General features: G+C 28.5%; 25 protein-coding genes. 22 read left to right on the plus strand and 3 right to left on the minus strand.

Annotation, left to right across the window (positions count from 1 at the left end; translation table 11 throughout):
- Window positions 1-17: 17 nt before the first annotated feature.
- The 10 genes from mnmG (at window position 18) to Fi14EGH31_RS00330 (ending at window position 8,603) form a co-directional block, all read left to right on the plus strand.
- Window positions 18-1,880 (plus strand): tRNA uridine-5-carboxymethylaminomethyl(34) synthesis enzyme MnmG, encoded by a 1,863-nt coding sequence (gene mnmG / locus Fi14EGH31_RS00290; RefSeq protein WP_200765019.1) that lies wholly within the window; start codon window positions 18-20, stop codon window positions 1,878-1,880.
- 2 nt (window positions 1,881-1,882) lie between these two features.
- A complete protein-coding gene (rsmG, locus tag Fi14EGH31_RS00295; protein WP_022000792.1) occupies window positions 1,883-2,587 on the plus strand; it encodes a 16S rRNA (guanine(527)-N(7))-methyltransferase RsmG in 705 nt (234 codons plus the stop codon).
- 9 nt (window positions 2,588-2,596) lie between these two features.
- Complete coding sequence (gene noc, locus Fi14EGH31_RS00300) at window positions 2,597-3,370, plus strand: nucleoid occlusion protein (protein WP_022000793.1); 774 nt, start codon at window positions 2,597-2,599, stop codon at window positions 3,368-3,370.
- A gap of 9 nt (window positions 3,371-3,379) precedes the next feature.
- A complete protein-coding gene (locus tag Fi14EGH31_RS00305; RefSeq protein ID WP_118573033.1) occupies window positions 3,380-4,174 on the plus strand; it encodes an HAD family hydrolase in 795 nt (264 codons plus the stop codon).
- Between the two features lie 59 nt (window positions 4,175-4,233).
- Window positions 4,234-5,556, plus strand: a complete 1,323-nt coding sequence (locus Fi14EGH31_RS00310; protein WP_117787812.1) for a glycoside hydrolase family 32 protein — start codon at window positions 4,234-4,236, stop codon at window positions 5,554-5,556.
- A complete protein-coding gene (locus Fi14EGH31_RS00315; protein ID WP_200765020.1) occupies window positions 5,540-5,845 on the plus strand; it encodes a cysteine-rich small domain-containing protein in 306 nt (101 codons plus the stop codon). Before Fi14EGH31_RS00310 ends, Fi14EGH31_RS00315 begins: the two co-directional genes overlap by 17 nt.
- 63 nt (window positions 5,846-5,908) lie before the next feature.
- Window positions 5,909-6,268 carry an MATE family efflux transporter gene (locus Fi14EGH31_RS15180; protein WP_234697811.1) on the plus strand — a complete coding sequence of 120 codons (360 nt, stop codon included), beginning with the start codon at window positions 5,909-5,911 and terminating at the stop codon, window positions 6,266-6,268.
- Between the two features lie 146 nt (window positions 6,269-6,414).
- Window positions 6,415-7,188: an MATE family efflux transporter gene (locus Fi14EGH31_RS00320; protein WP_455550743.1), complete on the plus strand. Its 774-nt coding sequence runs from the start codon at window positions 6,415-6,417 to the stop codon at window positions 7,186-7,188.
- A gap of 117 nt (window positions 7,189-7,305) precedes the next feature.
- A complete protein-coding gene (locus tag Fi14EGH31_RS00325; protein WP_200765021.1) occupies window positions 7,306-8,082 on the plus strand; it encodes a Cof-type HAD-IIB family hydrolase in 777 nt (258 codons plus the stop codon).
- 11 nt (window positions 8,083-8,093) lie between these two features.
- Window positions 8,094-8,603, plus strand: a complete 510-nt coding sequence (locus tag Fi14EGH31_RS00330) for a pyridoxamine 5'-phosphate oxidase family protein (RefSeq protein ID WP_117574295.1) — start codon at window positions 8,094-8,096, stop codon at window positions 8,601-8,603.
- A 22-nt stretch (window positions 8,604-8,625) separates the two neighbouring features.
- Here the strand turns inward: Fi14EGH31_RS00330 and Fi14EGH31_RS00335 are convergent, their stop codons facing one another.
- Entirely contained in the window at window positions 8,626-9,273 is a 648-nt protein-coding gene (locus tag Fi14EGH31_RS00335; protein WP_117347693.1) for a cyclic nucleotide-binding domain-containing protein, read from the minus strand.
- A gap of 81 nt (window positions 9,274-9,354) precedes the next feature.
- On the opposite strand from Fi14EGH31_RS00335, the gene Fi14EGH31_RS00340 reads away from it, so the two are divergent.
- The gene (locus tag Fi14EGH31_RS00340; protein WP_022000803.1) at window positions 9,355-9,774 is read left to right on the plus strand and encodes a DMT family transporter; all 420 of its coding nucleotides are present in this window, start codon (window positions 9,355-9,357) and stop codon (window positions 9,772-9,774) included.
- A complete protein-coding gene (locus Fi14EGH31_RS00345; protein WP_118346997.1) occupies window positions 9,771-10,208 on the plus strand; it encodes a DMT family transporter in 438 nt (145 codons plus the stop codon). The genes Fi14EGH31_RS00340 and Fi14EGH31_RS00345 overlap by 4 nt, the downstream gene beginning before the upstream one ends.
- Window positions 10,209-10,220: 12 nt before the next feature.
- Here Fi14EGH31_RS00345 and Fi14EGH31_RS00350 read toward each other — a convergent pair whose 3' ends face one another.
- Window positions 10,221-10,514: a GIY-YIG nuclease family protein gene (locus tag Fi14EGH31_RS00350; protein ID WP_227352209.1), complete on the minus strand. Its 294-nt coding sequence runs from the start codon at window positions 10,512-10,514 to the stop codon at window positions 10,221-10,223.
- Window positions 10,468-10,980 (minus strand): dCTP deaminase/dUTPase family protein, encoded by a 513-nt coding sequence (locus tag Fi14EGH31_RS00355; protein WP_117481631.1) that lies wholly within the window; start codon window positions 10,978-10,980, stop codon window positions 10,468-10,470. Before Fi14EGH31_RS00355 ends, Fi14EGH31_RS00350 begins: the two co-directional genes overlap by 47 nt.
- A gap of 160 nt (window positions 10,981-11,140) precedes the next feature.
- On the opposite strand from Fi14EGH31_RS00355, the gene trhA reads away from it, so the two are divergent.
- From trhA to Fi14EGH31_RS00405, 10 genes are all read left to right on the plus strand, one after another.
- Window positions 11,141-11,806 carry a PAQR family membrane homeostasis protein TrhA gene (gene trhA, locus Fi14EGH31_RS00360; RefSeq protein ID WP_117347692.1) on the plus strand — a complete coding sequence of 222 codons (666 nt, stop codon included), beginning with the start codon at window positions 11,141-11,143 and terminating at the stop codon, window positions 11,804-11,806.
- A 240-nt stretch (window positions 11,807-12,046) separates the two neighbouring features.
- Window positions 12,047-14,224, plus strand: coding sequence for an anaerobic ribonucleoside-triphosphate reductase (gene nrdD / locus Fi14EGH31_RS00365; RefSeq protein ID WP_032091168.1), 2,178 nt, complete (start codon window positions 12,047-12,049; stop codon window positions 14,222-14,224).
- An 82-nt stretch (window positions 14,225-14,306) separates the two neighbouring features.
- Window positions 14,307-14,507: an aldo/keto reductase gene (locus Fi14EGH31_RS15495; protein ID WP_199676977.1), complete on the plus strand. Its 201-nt coding sequence runs from the start codon at window positions 14,307-14,309 to the stop codon at window positions 14,505-14,507.
- 23 nt (window positions 14,508-14,530) lie between these two features.
- Window positions 14,531-14,977 (plus strand): aldo/keto reductase, encoded by a 447-nt coding sequence (locus tag Fi14EGH31_RS00375; protein WP_200765354.1) that lies wholly within the window; start codon window positions 14,531-14,533, stop codon window positions 14,975-14,977.
- 123 nt (window positions 14,978-15,100) lie between these two features.
- Window positions 15,101-15,643, plus strand: coding sequence for a hypothetical protein (locus Fi14EGH31_RS00380; protein WP_022000811.1), 543 nt, complete (start codon window positions 15,101-15,103; stop codon window positions 15,641-15,643).
- Window positions 15,644-15,726: 83 nt separating this feature from the next.
- A complete protein-coding gene (gene nrdG / locus Fi14EGH31_RS00385; protein WP_032091169.1) occupies window positions 15,727-16,281 on the plus strand; it encodes an anaerobic ribonucleoside-triphosphate reductase activating protein in 555 nt (184 codons plus the stop codon).
- 70 nt (window positions 16,282-16,351) lie between these two features.
- The gene (locus Fi14EGH31_RS00390) at window positions 16,352-16,966 is read left to right on the plus strand and encodes a CDP-alcohol phosphatidyltransferase family protein (protein WP_022000813.1); all 615 of its coding nucleotides are present in this window, start codon (window positions 16,352-16,354) and stop codon (window positions 16,964-16,966) included.
- Window positions 16,963-17,823, plus strand: a complete 861-nt coding sequence (locus Fi14EGH31_RS00395; protein WP_022000814.1) for a phosphatidylserine decarboxylase — start codon at window positions 16,963-16,965, stop codon at window positions 17,821-17,823. Before Fi14EGH31_RS00390 ends, Fi14EGH31_RS00395 begins: the two co-directional genes overlap by 4 nt.
- Before the next feature lie 2 nt (window positions 17,824-17,825).
- A complete protein-coding gene (locus Fi14EGH31_RS00400) occupies window positions 17,826-18,593 on the plus strand; it encodes a ParA family protein (protein ID WP_118748781.1) in 768 nt (255 codons plus the stop codon).
- A complete protein-coding gene (locus Fi14EGH31_RS00405; protein ID WP_118346995.1) occupies window positions 18,586-19,458 on the plus strand; it encodes a ParB/RepB/Spo0J family partition protein in 873 nt (290 codons plus the stop codon). The genes Fi14EGH31_RS00400 and Fi14EGH31_RS00405 overlap by 8 nt, the downstream gene beginning before the upstream one ends.
- The last annotated feature ends 64 nt before the right edge of the window (window positions 19,459-19,522 follow it).

Consider the following 19,522-nt stretch of genomic DNA (forward strand, 5'->3'; position numbering starts at 1 on the left):
AAGGGAGTGTAAGTGATATGTATGACGTAATAGTTGTCGGAGGGGGACATGCTGGAATTGAAGCCAGTTTAGCACCTTCAAGAATGGGATTAAAAACATTACTTGTCACATCAAATATAAATAATATTGGGTCAATGCCATGTAATACTTCTATTGGTGGACCTGCCAAAGGAATCATTGTAAGAGAAATTGATGCTCTTGGTGGACAAATGTCTAAAACAGCAGATAAGACTTACTTACAAATGAAAATGTTAAATACCGCTAAAGGACCAGGAGTTCAATCTTTAAGAGCACAAGCTGATAAAAAAGTATATCCTCGTTATATGCAAAAAGTGGTTAAGGAACAAGAAAACTTAGATTTAATTGAAGGCATGGTTGAAGATTTAGTCATTGAAGATCAAACAGTTAAAGGGGTTATTCTTGATGATGGAACAACTTATTTATCGAAAACTGTTATTCTAACAACAGGTACTTATTTAAAAGCAGAAATTCTTGTTGGACATAGTAAACATGCTAGTGGACCAGATCAACAAAAAGAATCAAAATTCTTATCTGGAAAATTAAAAGATTACGGATTTAGAATTCAAAGATTAAAAACAGGAACACCACCACGTGTTGAAATCAATAGTATAGATTATTCAAAAACATCATTACAACCAGGAACAAATGCAAAACTAGCCTTTAGTTTTACCACAGATGAATATGTTCCTATTGAAAAACAAACACCTTGTTATCTAACTTATACAAATGAAACAACACATAAAATCATTCATGATAATCTAGAAAAATGTGCAATGTATAGTGGACTTGTTAAAGGAATTGGACCACGTTATTGTCCATCCATTGAAGATAAAGTTGTTAAATTCTCAGATAAACCACAACATCAAATCTTCCTAGAACCTGAATCAAAAGAAATGAATTCAATCTATGTACAAGGTTTTTCAACATCAATGCCACATGATATCCAAGAACAAATGATTCGTACTTTACCAGGATTAGAAAACTGTACAATTTTAAAATATGCTTATGCCATTGAATATGATGCAATTGATCCATTACAATTATGGCCATCACTTGAAACAAAAGTTATTAAAAACTTATTTACAGCTGGACAAATCAATGGAACAAGTGGTTATGAAGAAGCTGCTGGACAAGGATTAATGGCTGGTATCAATGCAACTCTTAAAGTAAGAAATGAAACTCCTCTTGTTTTAAAGAGAGATGAAGCTTATATTGGGGTCATGATTGATGATTTAGTTACTAAAGGAACAAAAGAACCTTATCGTATGCTTACTTCAAGAGCGGAATATCGTTTATTAATTAGACATGATAATGCTGATGAAAGACTTTATGATTATAGTCATCAAATTGGACTTGTTAAAGATAAAGAATATCAAAGATATCAAACTAAAATGAAAGGGATCTATGATGAAATTGAACGTTTAAGTACTATTCGTTTTACCCCAAAAGATGATATCAATGAAATGTTGGAACAAAACAATTCTTCACATTTAAAAGAAGGGGTTTCTGCAAAAGAACTTATTACAAGACCTGAAATCACTTATGATATGATGTTACCTTATATTGATGCACCTGAATTAAGTGAGGAACAAAGAAGAAGAATTACTATTTTAATTAAATATGCAGGATATATTGAAAAAGCTAAAAGACAAGCGCAAAAACAAATCAAAATGGAAGAAAAACATATTCCAGAAGATATTGATTATGAAGATGTTAAAAACTTAGCTTTAGAAGCAAAACAAAAATTATCAGAAATTAGACCACTTACCATTGGTCAAGCTTCTCGTATATCAGGAATCAATCCTGCAGATATTTCAGTTTTATTAATTTATTTAAAACAAAAATATAATGGAGAATAAGAATGAATGAATTAGAATTTCAAAATATACTTAAAGAAAAAGGAATCGAAGTAAGTGAACATCAACTTCAACAATTTCAAAAATATTATGAAATCTTAGTTGAATGGAATGAAAAAATGAATCTTACTGCAATTACGGATAAAGAAGATGTTTATTTAAAACATTTCTATGATTCAATTACGATTGCTTTTGATTTTGATTTCAATAATCAAACCTTGATTGATGTAGGAGCTGGTGCTGGTTTTCCCTCAGTTCCTTTAAAAATCCTTTATCCAAATTTAAAGATTACAATCGTTGATTCCTTAAATAAAAGAATTACTTTCTTAAATCATTTATTTAAAGAACTGGAATTAGATAACTGTCAAGCAGTGGCTGCACGTGCAGAAGAATACGCTAAAGATCATCGTGAAAGTGTTGATATCGTGATGGCAAGAGCGGTAGCACGTTTAAATATTCTTGATGAACTTTGTTTACCACTTGTTAAAAAGAATGGTTATTTCTTATCTTTAAAAGGAAGACAAGCACCAGAAGAAGTAAAAGAAGCTAAAAAAGGTATTCAATTATTAGGTGGACAAATAGAAAGTACACATGATTTTACACTTGCAAATCACGATGATTTTAGAAGTAATATTATTATTAAAAAAGTAAAAGAAACACCAAAGAAGTATCCAAGAATGTTTTCTAAAATAAAAAAGAGTCCATTGTAGGAGGGTATCATGTTTAATAATAAATTAAAAAATATAGATATTAATAAAATACAAGCAAATGAGAATCAGCCAAGAACTGTTTTTAATGAAGAAAAAATTGAAGAATTAGCTGCTTCTATTAAAGAAAATGGTTTAATACAACCTATAGTTGTAAGAAAAGTAAATGGAATTTACCAAATTATTGCAGGTGAAAGAAGATATCGTGCTTGTTGTTCTTTAAATATGAAACAAATACCATGTATTATTGAAGATTATGATGATAAGCAAACACAAACACTTGCTATTATTGAAAATATTCAAAGAGAAGACTTATCACCATTAGAAGAAGCAAAAGCTTATCAAGCTTTAATTAAAGAATATGGTTATAGTCAAACAGAGCTTGCAGATATTGTTGGTAAAAAACAATCAACGATTGCGAATAAATTAAGATTATTAAAATTAAGTGATGATGTTAAATTTTCTTTAAATCAAAAACAAATAACAGAAAGACATGCTAGAGCAATGCTTTCATTAAATGAAGAAAAACAACAAGAAGTCTTAAGAGAAGTTTTAAAGAAAAAACTAACGGTGGCTGATACAGAAAGACTTATTAAAAAAGAACCAAAACCTAAAAAGAAAAAAGCATCAGCCGATGTTAAAAAAACAATTTCAAGAAATGTGAAAATTGCTTTAAATACATTACAACAAGCAATTGGAATGATTGAAAAAACAGGAACATCACTTCAACAAGAAACAGAAGATTTAGAAGATGAATATGTTATTACAATTAGAATACATAAGTAGAGGGTTAAGATGAAGTTACTAGCAACAGATATGGATGGAACATTTCTAAGAGATGATAAATCCTATAGTGAAGAATTTAATGATTTATATAATCAAATGTTAAAACAAGGAATTCAATTTGTAATTGCTTCTGGCAATCAATATGAAGCATTAGTTTGTAAATTTGATGATGATATTAAAGATGATCTTTATTATCTTTGTGAAAATGGAACAAAGATTGTCTATCGAGGAGATGTTATTTATAAACATTGTTTAGAAACTGATGATTATCAACATGCATTAAATATTTTAAAAGAAGATGAAGAATGTATGTTAGTTGTATCAGGAGTAAAGCGTGCTTATATTTTAAAGAAGTTTGAAGATAGAAAAGATTTTATTACATTATTTATTAAAAATATTGTTTTTGTAGATTCATTTGATGAAATAGATGATGAGATATTAAAATTTTCAGTTGCTAACTTTGATGGTAAAATTGAAGATAGACTTGAAGTGATCAAGAAAAGGATAAATCCTAAATTTAGAGTTGTAACCACAGGAAATGTTTGGTTTGATATTTTTTATAAGACAATTAATAAAGGAACTTCCTTACAACATCTTCTAGATTTGTTAGGAATATCTAATGAAGAAGCAGGTGCTTTTGGTGATCAAATGAATGATTACGAAATGTTACAAACTGTAAAATATGGTTATGCGATGGCTAATGCCATGCCACCTGTTAAAGAGGTTGCTTATCAAGTGATTGATAGTAATGAAAATGATGGTGTTATTTTAAAAATAAAAGAAATCTTAAAAGGTAACTATTAAACAATGCGTAAGCATTGTTTTTTTTGTATAATAAAGACGTTAAAACAAGGAGGAAGACTATGAAACCAAAATTACATTTTACAGCACCTTATCATTGGATCAATGATCCAAATGGACTTATTTATTATAAAGGAAACTATCATATCTTTTATCAACATTTCCCATATGATAATAAATGGGGAACAATGCATTGGGGACATGCTATTACAAAAGATTTTGTCAATTTTGAACATCTTCCAATTGCTTTATATCCATCTAAAGATTTTGATAGAAATGGATGTTTTTCAGGATCAGCAATTGAAATAGATGGCCAACTTTATCTTTATTACACAGCTATTAAATACGCTAAAGAAAATCCAAGTAATGTACACAATCAATATAGTGATGATGATTTAAGAGCCTCACAAGCACTCGTTGTAAGTAGTGATGGAATTCATTTTGATAATGTTAAAAATAAAAAACAAATCATTCCCATGATTCAAGAAGGATTTATTGGAGATTATCGTCATACCAGAGATCCTAAAGTATGGAAAAAACAAGATGGAAAATATGCCATGGTTATTGGGAGTAAAGTAGCTTATGAAAATGACTACTGTGGAAAAGCACTTTTCTATGAAAGTGAAGATGGAATTCATTTTGAATATAAAAACAGCTATCAAGAACCAACTATTGGAAATATGTGGGAATGTCCAGATGTCTTTAAAATCAATAATCAATTCTTTATGATTTTCTCACCAGAAAATACGGATCAACCACCAAAACCAAATAGTAATGCGCGTTATATGCCGATTGATTTTGATGAAGATACTCTTACTATTAAAGATCATGGTGATTGGCCTTATTTAGATCATGGTTTAGATTTCTATGCCCCACAAACATTTTTATCTAAAGATAATGAAAGATTATTACTAGGATGGCTTAGAATGAGAAAACCCGTTCAAGGAGAAGAATGGATTGGGATGTTTATTATGCCAAGAATTCTACATGAAAAAGATGGTAAAATCATTCAAGAATTGTATCCTAAAATAAAAAACTCATTTAATCATGAAGTTCAAGAAATTTCATTTGATCAACCATTCCAATTAAAGACAACACTTAATAAGGATAGTTCTTTAAATCTTGGTGGTTTTAAAATTGATATTCAAGATGATTGTCTCCATTTAAATAGAGAAGAAGTATCTATTCAAGAAAATAAAGTATGTAATGATGTTGTTTCACCTAAGTTACAAGGGCATTATGATATTGAACTTTATTATGATCATCATGTTTTTGAAATTTATATTAATGGTGGTGAATATGTGATGTCACAAGTTGTTTATGATTTAAATGATCAAGTTATTATTCAAAATACAGAGTATAAAGTCTATGTCAGATCATTATAAATTCTTTAGTCATAAACAATGTGAGTATTATCCTTGTCATCAATTAGATGAAATTAATTGTTTGTTTTGTTATTGTCCATTGTATATTTTAAAAGATTGTAAAGGCAATTATAAAATGATAGGGGATATAAAAGATTGTAGTGGATGTACTTTACCACATCAAAAAGAAAGCTATGATTATATTATTTCTCGTTATCAAGATGTTGTAAAAGCTTTTCAATTACTTGACAATAAAGATACAAATGATAAGATAGAAGCACCAGGGGGTATTGAAGACAATGCTGGATAAGGTTTAGACCTTATCCATTTTTTTTTAGGAGGAAATTATGGAACAAAGACTTTTAAAGCATTAATGATATTTGCTTTACCTTATATGTTTTCAAACTTATTACAAGTATTCTATGGGTCGGCAGATTTATTTGTTGTAGGACAATTTGGACATACCTTTGATGTTTCTGGGGTTTCGATAGGAAGTCAAGCCATGGCTTTAATAACAAACCTTGTTTTAGGATTGACTACAGGAGTTACGGTTTTATTAGGACAATACCTAGGAAGTAAATCTTATCGTGATCTATCAAAGACCATTGGAGGGGCTATTGTTTTATTTTTAATCATTGCTTTAGTTTTAACTTTTGTGATGTTGTATTTTAATAATGAAATTACACTTTTAATGAATACACCAAAAGAAGCTATTGAAGCAACGAAAAGCTAATTAAGTATATTATCTTTATTGTCGGATATAATGTTGTCAGTAGTATTTTAAGAAGATTAGGGGATAGTAAAACGCCTTTATTATTTGTTTTTATTGCGTGTATCATTAATATTATTGTTGATTTTGTTTTAGTAGGATATTTTCATTTGGGAACAAAAGGGGCTGCCATTGCCACTGTATCAGCACAAGGGTTTTCTTTTCTCTTTGCATTAGTTTATTTATGTAAAAAAGGAATTGGTTATTCTTTTTATAAAGAAGATATTTGTTTTTCAAAATATATTCAAAAGATTATGCAAATAGGTTTTCCTTTAGGATTACAAAGTGTACTTGTTAATATATCATTTTTAATTATTACGATTATTGTTAATCAAATGGGATTAATAGCTTCAGCTTCTTTAGGTGTTGTTGAAAAATTAATGGGATTTTTAATGTTACCAGCGATTGCCTTAGGAAGTGCTTTAGCTTCTCTTATTGCTTTAAATGTAGGAGCTAAACAATATAAACGTGCAAAACAAACATTAAAATATGCAATCATGATTTCTCTTGCTTTTGCTATCATTGTAACAACGATGTGTGAAATCGATGGAACAATACTTACGTGTATTTTTACCAATAATCAAGATGTTATTAAAAATGGTGACTTGTATTTAAAAACGTATTCTATTGATTGTTTACTTACAAGTTTTCTCTTTTGTATCAATGGCTATTTAAATGGTTACGAAAGAACTGTCTTTACGATGGTACATAGTTTAGTAGCGACTTTTGTTGGAAGAATTCCTTTAACTTTATTATTTTCTAAAATACCAAACGTAACACTATTCCATATGGGAATTGCAGCTCCATTATCTACAATGATTTCTTTAGTAATGATCTTTATTTATTTTAAGAAAACAAAATTTAATAATATTAAAGAGAGATAAGTTACATTAATACATAGAAAAGAGAAATTCTTTATTTTTTTGCAACAATATATCTTTTTTATAAATTCTATTGCTTAGTTTATTTTAAATCTTTATGATTGAAGATAGGTGATGAAAATGATTAAAGCGATATTTTTAGATATTGATGGAACATTGATTTCAGGGAAAAGACCTTCTATAAAAAAAGAAGTGATTGAAGGATTAAAACAAGTAAGGAAAAAAGGAATTCAATTGTTTATAGCCAGTGGAAGACATATGTTAGAGCTAGAAGAATTAAAACTTGTTGAACAGTTTGAATTTGATGGCTATCTTTTATTAAATGGTGGCTATTGTATAATAGGTTCACAAATTATTTATGATAATAAAATACCTCAAGAGGATTTAAAAGAAATTGTAAAGATTGTAAAAGAAAACAATTATCCTTGTTTATTTATTGAAAGCAATCAAATGTATATTACTCATGTAAATCAAAGAGTCATAGATGCTCAAGCATCTGTTTCAACAATGATTCCACCAATAAGTAATCAAATCAATATAGATAGCATTTACCAAGTAGATCCTTATGTAGATGAAAAAGGAATAAAAGAAATTATAAAAAATACCAAACATGTCAAAGTCACAAAATGGCATGACTATGCCTATGATATTGTTCCCAAAACAGGTGGAAAAGCAGCGGCTATACAAGCTGTTTCAAAACATTTTGGTTATCAAAAAGAAGAATTAATGGCTTTTGGTGATGGACATAATGATATTGAAATGTTAGATGTCGTAGGTTATCCTATTGTGATGGAAAATGGCAGTGATGAAGTAAAGCAACATGCATGTTATATTTGTGATGATGTTGAAAAAGAAGGAATTTTAAAAGGATTAAAACATTTTAATCTTATTGACTAGGAGAAAAGAGTATGAGAAGAAAAGATAGAGAAATTACTGATTTTGATGAAATGATGAAAATTATTGCAAAGTGTGATACTTGTCGTTTAGCACTATTTGATGATGAATTTCCTTATATCGTTCCTTTAAACTTTGGAACAGATGTAGAAGAAGGACAACTTTATCTATATTTTCATAGTGCCAAAGTAGGAACAAAACTTGATTTAATAAGAAAAAATAATAAAGTGACTTTTGAAATGGATTGTGAACATAACATCATTATGTATGATGAAAGAATGTCATGCACAATGGGTTATGAAAGTGTCATTGGACATGGTATTGTAGAATTTGTTGAAGATGAAAATAAGATTAATGCGTTAAAAATCTTAATGAGGCATTATCATGAAGAAGATTTCAAATTCAATGAAAAAGTCGCAATGATGACAGAAGTTTTCCGTGTAAAAGTATTAGACATGACAGGTAAAAGAAGAGATAATATTCATCCTGAAGAAAAAGTAAAAAGACATATTACATTAGAGTAAAACCTTGGCATTGCCAAGGTTTTTAAAACTGATAAACATCTTCACCTAATAGATTTAAGGCATTTAAATCAATAATTTGATAAGTACCACGTTTAATTTTCTTTATGTATTTCTTATCTAAAAATAATTGAAGAACACGTTGGAGTTGACGATAACTACAACCAATCAATTCAGCAACGACTACAAAATTATCTTGAACAATATAATCTTTATGAGAAACAATAAAATAAGCCGCTAATCTATTTTCAACAGGATAATTTAATGAAATAGATTGATTTTGAGTTGATTTAGAAAGCTTGCTGGCAAGATTTTTTGCGATGGCTTTCATAAAGAAAACATCATTCATTAATATTTCATGATATTTAGAAAGGGAAATAGTTGCACAAATACAATCTTCATAAGCAATCACATTATTAATAATAGGAGATTGAGTGATAAATTCTAAATCACCAATAATAGAGTAGGGACTATTAAAACTGCATAACATACTATTTCCATTCGCATTAATATGGTTTACTTTCACTTTTCCTCTTAAAAGAATATAAATATAATTAAGCTTTTCACCTTGATGTAATAAATATTCGTCTTTATTTAATTTTTTGATTTCAATATATTGATAATTATCAACGTGAAGAATTTCTAATTTTTTTAATTCATTTAAATAATTCATCTAAATCACCACTACAAATATGACATATGTCGTATTTATAATCAAGTTCAATCACTATAATTCTTTCTGGAGGTGATCTTGATGGATTTTGTATTAGCCACATTATGTGGGATTATTGTAACGACAATGAATGTATTTAATGGGCAATTATCAGATTATACAGGGGTCTATTTATCAACAGTTATCATTCATTTAGTTGGTTTAGTTACTTTTTTAATTATTATGAAAATCAAAGATAAGAAAGTTTGTTTTAAAAAACAAATTCCTTTATATATGTATTGTGGAGGATGTATTGGGGTATTAACTGTTATTTTTAATGTTTTTGCGATTGGTAAGATAGGAGCTTCTTTAATGACAGCACTAGGATTATTAGGACAAATGATGACATCTTTGTTGTTAGAAAATAAGGGATGGCTAGCGACATCTATTCGAAAATTAAATATAGGAAAGATCATAGGATTAGCAGTTGTTTGTTTAGGAATAGGAGTGATGTTATTATGATTTCTATTATATTTTCTATTCTATCAGGAGTTACAATTGTTTTAAGCCGTAGTGTCAATGGGATGCTTTCTAAGAAAATAGGTGCTTATCAAGGAACGTTTTATAATTACTTTACAGGCTTTATGACAAGTTTGATTTTAATGCTTGTGCTTATGATTGTTGGTGTTCAACATATAAATATTTCTTTAGATAAAACGAATTTGATGATGTATTTAGGTGGAATCATAGGGGTTTTTAATATCTTGATTTTAAATATTATTGTTCCTAGAATATCACCTGTTATCCTTACTTTATTAAGCTTTATTGGACAACTTGTCAGTGGGATGGTGATTGATGCTTTTGTATATAACATGTTTTCTATTTCAAAGATTTTAGGATGTTTGATTGTTATTGCTGGTTTAGTGATTTATCAATTAAGTGAAGAAAAAGCATAAAAGAAGATCAGTTTAGATCTTCTTTTTGCTTAATATGAGTTTTTCTTTTTCTGATCTTTTTAATTGTTTAATTTGATACTCTCTTTTTAAAGCCTCGCTTTTATGTTCAAAAGTTTCAAAATAAACAAGTTCGACTGGTCTTCTTGCCTTTGTATATTTAGCACCTTTACCAGCGTTATGGGCTTCAATACGCTTTTCTAACTGATTTGTCCAACCAGTATAAAGTGTTTGATCACGACATCTTACGATATAAACGTAATTATTTTGTTGTTGAGCCAAAGCCACCATTTCTTTCTTCAGTGACATCATCATCTTCAACAATTCCAAATTCAAAGAAAATACCTTGAACCATTCCTTGTCCTGCTTTTAAAGAAAGAGATTTATCTTCATTACTATCATTTGTAAGTTTTACAAACATATGACCTTCATTATCACTATTATAATAATCACTATCAATAATACCTACTGTATTATTAAGTTGTAAACGATATTTAAATCCTAAACCACTACGAGGATATAAACCTAATACCCAACCATTTTCAATATGTACACGAATACCTGTAGGAATTTTAATAGTTTGTCTTGGCTTTAATTCAAAATCAATAGGACTATAGAAATCATATCCAGCTGATCCTTTTGTGGCGCGTTTTGGAAGTTGGATGGAATGATAGATTTCTTCTACTTCTTTTTCATTATATTGAGGAAATGAATCCATGAAATCATTTTTAAATTGGTTATATGATACTTTTTCAAATTTTGCGATTTTTTTCATATTTTTTCTCCTTTTTACTTTTCTATTATAGAATAAAAATGAAAACAAGAAAATAAATAATTTCCTCACTTGACAGAGGGGGAGGAGATTGTTATTATATGTGTAAATTACAAGATGTAGTATTAAATACTACATAAGATAGTTAAAAGAGGTAATGAATATGAAAAGAACAAAATTAGATGATCGTGTTTTACCTGTTTATACAAAAGGTGAAGAAATATTTAATATGGTAACTCATATTGTAGGTGGGGCGATGGGGATAGCCGCATTAGTTTTATGTATTATCTTTTGTCATGATGGTTATGGCTTATTTTCAGGGATTGTTTATGGAATTTCGATGATTCTTCTTTATACAATGTCAGCTATCTATCATGGTTTATCACCTAAGCTTAAAGCAAAGAAAGTTTTCCAAATTATGGATCATTGCAGTATCTTTGTATTGATTGCGGGAACTTACACACCGGTTTTACTTTGCTCAATAAGAGAAGTTGATGCTAAATGGGCTTGGATTTTATTTGCAGTCATATGGATCATGACAGTGATTGGAATTACGTTAAATGCAATCGATATTAAAAAATATCAAACTTTTTCAATGATTTGTTATTTGGTGATGGGTTGGTGTATTATTTTTAAAATCAATCTCTTACCACAAGCAATAGGAATGAATGGTATTTGGTTACTTGTTTCAGGAGGACTTGCTTATACAATTGGTGTTATTTTCTATGTGTTACAAAATAAGATTAAATATATGCATAGTATTTGGCATTTATGGATTTTAGTTGGTTCTATCTTACATTTTTTATGTATTATTTTGTATGTTTTATAAAAATCATAAATATTAATTTAATGAAATCCTTTGTTTATATGAACATTGGATTTTTTATTTTGTAAAAACGTAAAAGAACTATAAAATCAATATTATTTGTGATAGAATGGATTGGACGTCGAATTATTTTAAGTAAAATAATTCGAAAAAAAAGTATGGGCCAATAGAGCATAAAAGTATATATTTTTTTTTTGATTAGTTATAATACATATACGAAATAAAAATAAGGAGGCATTTGGCGTGAAAATAATTAAAAGAAATGGGCAAGAAGCAATTTTTGATGAAGTAAAAATTACCAATGCAATTATTGGTGCTAATAAAGAAGTTGTTGAAACAGAAAGACTTTCTGAAGAAGAAATAGATAATATTACAAATGACATTAAATATAAATGTCAAAAAATGAAAAGAGCATTAAGTGTTGAAGAAATTCAAAACTTAGTAGAAGATGAATTAATGAAATTAAATGCTTTTTCTGTTGCCAGAAAGTATATTACATATCGTTTTCAAAGAGCACTAGCAAGACAATCTAATACAACTGATGATCAAATTTTAAGTTTGATTGAATGTGCAAATGAAGAAGTTAAACAAGAAAACTCTAATAAAAACCCTACAGTAAATAGTGTACAAAGAGATTATATGGCTGGAGAAGTTAGTAAAGATTTAACAAGAAGAATTTTACTTCCAGAAGATATTGTAAAAGCACATGATGAAGGATTGATTCATTTCCATGATGCTGATTATTTCTCTCAACATATGCATAACTGTGATTTAGTAAATCTAGAAGATATGTTACAAAATGGAACAGTTATTTCAGAAACAATGATTGAAAAACCAAAGAGTTTTTCTACTGCATGTAATGTAGCTACTCAAATTATTGCTCAAGTAGCAAGTTCTCAATATGGGGGACAAAGTATTACATTATCTCATTTAGCACCATTTGTTGATGTAAGTAGACAAAAGTTTAGAAAAGAAGTTAAAGAAGAATTTGAAACTATTGGTTTAGAATTAGATGATGAAAAAATCAATGCTTTAGCTGAAGAACGTTTGAAAAAAGAAATTACTAAAGGGGTACAAACAATTCAATATCAAGTTGTTACTTTAATGACAACAAATGGACAAGCACCATTTATTACTGTCTTCATGTATTTAAATGAAGTACCTGAAGGACGTTTAAGAGATGACCTTGCTATGATTATTGAAGAAACACTTAAACAAAGAATGAAAGGTGTTAAAAATGAAAAAGGTGTTTATATTACACCAGCATTCCCTAAATTAATCTATGCTTTACAAGAAAACAATATTGAACCTAATAGTCAATATTATTATTTAACAGAACTTGCTGCAAGATGTTCAGCAAAACGTTTAGTTCCTGATTATATTTCTGAAAAAGTAATGAAAGAATTAAAAGTTGATCAAAATGGAAATGGTCAATGTTACCCATCAATGGGATGTAGATCTTTTTTAACACCATATATTGATGAAAATGGTAAACCAAAATATTATGGACGATTTAATCAGGGTGTTGTGACAATCAACTTAGTTGATGTGGCTTGTTCATCAAAAAGAGATATGAACAAATTCTGGCAAATATTTGATGAAAGATTAGAATTATGTTATAGAGCTTTAATGTGTAGACATGAACGTTTAAAAGGAACACCTAGTGATGTAGCTCCTATTTTATGGCAACATGGAGCATTGGCTCGTCTTAAAAAAGGTGAAACAATTGATAAATTATTATACGGTGGTTATTCAACAATTTCTCTTGGATATGCTGGATTATATGAATGTGTTAAATATATGACAGGTAAATCACATACAGATCCAAGTGCAACACCATTTGCTATTGAAGTGATGCAACATTTAAATGATGCATGTACAAAATGGAAAGAAAAAGAAAATATTGATTTCTCACTTTATGGAACACCAATTGAATCAACAACTTATAAATTTGCGAAATGTTTACAAAAACGTTTTGGTAAAATTGAAGGTGTTACAGATAAAAATTATATTACAAACAGTTATCATATCCATGTAACAGAACATATTAACGCCTTTGATAAATTAACATTTGAATCTCAATTCCAAAAATTATCACCAGGTGGAGCTATTTCTTATGTAGAAGTTCCAGATATGCAAGATAATATTGATGCGGTATTAGCAGTTATGAAACATATTTATAATAATATTATGTATGCTGAATTAAATACAAAGAGTGATTATTGTATGGCTTGTGGATATGATGGAGAAATCCAAATTGAAAAAGATGAAAATGGTAAACTTATTTGGGTATGTCCAAACTGTGGAAATAAAAACCAAGATATGATGTCTGTTGCTAGACGTACATGTGGTTATATTGGAACTCAATTCTGGAATCAAGGAAGAACACAAGAAATCAAAGAACGTGTATTACACTTATAGAGATGAAATTTTCATCTCTTTTTTTCTATTTATTAACCAAAAACCAAAGAATGGAAAATGGTAAACAAGAAATCTTGAAGGTATTAAAAAATCTTTAGAGGGCTCTCTTAAAAGATTAAAAACAGATTATATTGATTTGTATTATTTACATCGCGTTGATCCTAATGTACCAATTGAAGATATTGCGTATTTAATGAAGGATTTTATTAAACAAGGAAAAATCAAACATTGGGGATTATCAGAAGCAGGAATTGAAACCAAGCCCATGCAATATGTCCTTTAACAGCCGTAGAGAGTGAATATTCAATGATGTGGAGAGAACTAGAAAACAAACATATTCCTTTATTTGAAGAATTAGGAATTGGTTTTGTACCTTTTGCTCCATTATGTAAAGGATTTTTAAGTGACGCTTATGATAAAAATGGTTTTCATGTAAAATTAAATGCACCAAGATTTAGTGAAGAAGCGCTTAAAAAGAATCAAGTAGTTGTTGATTTAGTTAATAAAATTGCAAAAGAAAAAAAGGCAATAGTTGCACAAATTTCTTTGGCTTGGGTATTAGCACAAAAAGATTTTATTGTACCTATTCCAGGAACAACAAAGTTGGAAAGATTAAAAGAAAATATTAAAGCAACCGAAATCAAATTTACAAAAGCAGAAGTTGAATCAATGAATGAAGCATTATCTCAAATGGATATCGAAAGTAGAAGATTTGAACCAGATTCAGATTTTGAAAAAAGAGTTGGTTTATAAAGGCGAGACATTCTCGCTTTTTTTATTATGAAAAAAATTTAATGAATTAATAAATTTGTAAAAATATGTCGATTATATCCAAAAAATATGTAATACTGAAAGAAGTGAGGAAAGGAGAATAAGGTGAAAGACATTTATTTATTACTAACAAAATCAGATACTTTTGTTTCTAAAGCAATTTATTTAATGACGCAAGACAGTTATACACATATTTCTATCTCTTTTGAAGAAAATTTACAACCGATGTATAGTTGTGCTAGAAAATATACTTACTCTCCAATTCCTGCAGGAATTAGAAATGAGTCATTTGAAAAGGGATTCTATAATAAAAATCAACATATTCCTTGTGCATTATATAAACTTACTGTTAAGAAAGAGATATATTATAAGGCAAAATTTATTTTAGAATCTATTTTAAATCATTCTCAAGATTATAAATATAATTTAATGGGATTGATCTTATGTAAATTGGAAGTTCCATATCGTAGAAATCATTATTATTTCTGTTCAGAATTTGTAAGTGAAATCTTGGCTTATAGTCAAGCTATAGAATTACCTAAGCTTCCTTGTTTAATGAAACCATCGGATTATTTATTATTTGAAGAATTAGAGTGTTTATATCAAGGAAATATTGGAGAACTTATAAAATATAGAGATTTATGTTAAAGGATGATACATCCTTTTTATTATATCAATAGAATCTATAAAGAATTGTTGTATAATAGGAAAATATGAAAAGAGGAATTGAAATGAATTATGCAGAAATTAAGAATTTTGATATCGCTAATGGCTTAGGAGTTAGAGTTTCTTTATTTGTATCAGGATGCACGCATCACTGTAAGAATTGTTTTAATCAAATGACATGGGATTTTAAATATGGAAAAGAGTTTAATCAAGAAGTAGAAGATTTAATTATAGATTATTTAAAACCAGAACATATAACAGGATTGTCTTTACTTGGAGGAGAACCAATGGAACCAAGTAATCAAAGAGCGTTATTACCATTTATTAAAAGAGTGAAAGAACTTTATCCACAAAAGGATATTTGGTGTTATACAGGTTATCTCTTTGATCAAGAACTTTTAAGTGAAAGTCGAGCAAGATGTGAAGTAACTGATGAATTGTTATCTTATATCGATGTTCTAGTAGATGGTAAGTTTATTGAAGAACTTAAAGATTTAAGTTTAAAGTTTAGAGGATCGTCTAATCAAAGAATTATAGATGTTAAACAAAGTTTAGAAAAAGATGAAATTATTTTATATAAAGATTTGAATGAAAATAGAAATTTTCAAAAATATGAATAAGACGATATACACTACATAATTAGATAAAATTATGCTATAATGTTTTCGTTAATTATAGAGGGAGTAGAATATGATAGGATTTTATAGTTACACTGTCATTCTTACATATTTATCATTAGTTTTTGCGATGGTAGGAATTCACTTATCTGTCATAGGTGTTTATCAATGGTCATTTATTTGTTTAATGATGTGTGGTATTTGTGATACTTTTGATGGAATGGTAGCAAGAAGTAAGAAGAATCGTACAGAGGAAGAAAAGAAATTTGGTATTCAAATAGATTCTTTATGTGATCTTATTTCTTTTGGTGTTTTTCCAGCAATACTAGGATATAATTTAGGATTATCTTCAGTAGGATGGCTTGCTATTGAAATACTTTATGTATTAGCAGCAGTTATTCGTTTAGCTTATTTTAATGTTACTGAAGAAACAAGACAGCAACAAACAACAGAAAAAAGAAAGTATTATCAAGGTTTACCAGTTACAACTTCAGCCTTTATTTTACCTTTTGCATTTGCTTTAAGATATGTTATTTTTGGTTTAGATTACTTATATGGAACTTTAATGTTAATTACAGGTATTTTATTTGTTGTTGATTTTAAAGTGCCAAAATTAAAAGGGAAAGGACTTATTGCACTTGGTGTTCTAGTTGTTGTAGAACTTGTGCAAATTCTTTGTTTTTCATGATTAAAGATCGTCAAGGACATATCGTTAAAGAATTAGAGGGTCAAAATAAATTATTAAAAAAATTATATAGCACATCTGCTGGTAGATGTGCTTTAAAAATCTTAGTATCACCATTTGTTACGCACTTAGGTGGTTTATATATGTCTTCACCATTTTCAAAGACAAGTATTTCTTCGTTTATTAAAAATAATGATATTGATATGAGTCAATATGAAGAAAAGAAATATAAAAGTTATAACGATTTCTTTACAAGAAGAATAAAGGATGGTCAAAGACCATTTGACGACTCTAAAGATGTATTGATGGCACCTGCTGATAGTAAACTTACTTATTATCCAATAAATGATGATACGATTTTAGAAATCAAGGATACAAAATACCAATTAAAAGATTTATTACAAGATGAAACATTAGCTAAAGAATATGATGGTGGAATATGTCTTGTATTTCGTTTAGCTGTTGATGATTATCATCGTTATAGTTATGTAGATGATGGTCAAATTGTTTCCCATAAGAAAATCAAAGGTATTTTTCATACTGTTAATCCTATCGCAAATGATTATTATCCTATATACAAAATGAATAGTAGAGAGTACACTGTGATTGATTCAAATAACTTTGGTAGAATGATTCAAATGGAAGTAGGAGCAATGATGGTTGGTAAAATTGTCAATTATAAACATAGTATTGCTACTAAAGGAGAAGAAAAAGGTTATTTTGAATTTGGTGGATCAACAGTTGTATTGATTTTGAAAAAAGATACTGTCAAAATAGATGATGATATTATAAATAATTCTAGTGAGAACATTGAAACAAGAGTATTACTAGGACAAACGATAGGACATAAAGGGGTGTAAAGATGTCGAAGGTTATAGCAATTACAAATCAAAAGGGTGGTGTTGGTAAAACAACGACAAGCGTTAATTTATCAGCTGCACTTGCGAAGATGAATTATAAAGTGTTACTTATAGATATGGATCCTCAAGCAAATGCAACACAAGGTATTGGTATCGATAGAGATTATATTGAATTATCAACATATCATGTTTTAACAGGAGAAGTTGGTTTAGAAAGAGTAATTCAACATTCTTATATTGAAAATCTAGATGTTGCACCAGGAGAAATAGATTTAGCGGGGATAGATTTAGAATTAGCACATGTAAAACAAGGAAGAGAAGTGCGTTTAAAACAATCATTAGATAAAATTAAAGATTATTATGACTTTGTTTTTATTGATTGTCCACCAGCCCTTGGTTTATTAAATACAAATGCATTAACTTCATGTGATACAGTACTTATCCCAGTACAATGTGAATACTATGCACTTGAAGGTTTAACACAATTGTTAAATACAATTAAATTAACACAAAATCATTTTAATAAAAAACTTTCTATTGAAGGTTTATTATTAACAATGTTAGATCAACGTACAAATTTAGGATTGGAAGTTTCTCAAGAAGTAAGAAAGTATTTTAAAGAAAAAGTTTATAAAACTGTTATTCCAAGAAATATTAAATTATCTGAAGCACCAAGTGCAGGAATCTGTATTTTTGATTATGATGGATCTTCTGTTGGGGCTCAAGCTTATAAAGAACTTGCAAAGGAAGTGTTGAGTAGAAATGGCTGAGAAAAAGAAAAAATTAAATAAAGGATTAGATGCTATTTTTGGTGGAGATATTACATCATTAATTGATGATATTGAACATAATACACCTGAAAGTAGTCAAGAAAAAATCAAATTAGATGAAATTAGACCTAATCCTTATCAACCAAGAAAAGTATTTGATGAACAAGCTTTAAATGAACTTGCTTTATCAATTCAAGAACATGGTATTTTCCAACCAGTTATTTTAAAGAAATCTGTTCAAGGATATGAAATTGTTGCTGGTGAAAGAAGATGTCGTGCAGCTAGAATGGCACATTTAGAAGAAGTTCCAGCAATTATTGTTGATTTTAGTGATCAACAAATGATGGAAATTGCTTTATTAGAAAATATTCAAAGAGAAGATTTAAATGCCATCGAAGAAGCACAAGCTTATCAAACGATGATGGAAAAACTTAAACTTACACAAAATGAATTAGCTAAACGTATTGGAAAATCAAGAACACATATTACAAATACACTTAGATTATTGAATTTACCTGAAAAGATTCAAGAATATGTATTAGATGGTTCTTTATCAATGGGACATGCAAGAGCTTTAATTACATTGGATAAAGAAAGAGCATTAAAGATTGCTAAAAGAGTTATTGATGAAAAGTTATCTGTTAGAGATGTTGAAAATATTGTAAAAGGTTTTGAACTTCAAGAAGCCAGAAAAAATAAACCTAAGGTTGAAAAAACTAAAGAATATCAATATGTTGAAGGATTACTTAGAAAAAAATATCGTACAAGAATCAAAGTTGATGATAAGTCTATTACAATTAAATACTCTGACACAGATGATTTAAATAGATTATTAGAATTAATGGGTGTTATTGAAGAAAGTTAAAACTTGGGTAAAACCAAGTTTTTTCTATGCAACAAAGTTATAGTAGATTGCAAAATTGATATTG

Source organism: Faecalibacillus intestinalis (assembly GCF_015097455.1).
Classification (GTDB): domain Bacteria; phylum Bacillota_I; class Bacilli_A; order Erysipelotrichales; family Coprobacillaceae; genus Faecalibacillus; species Faecalibacillus intestinalis.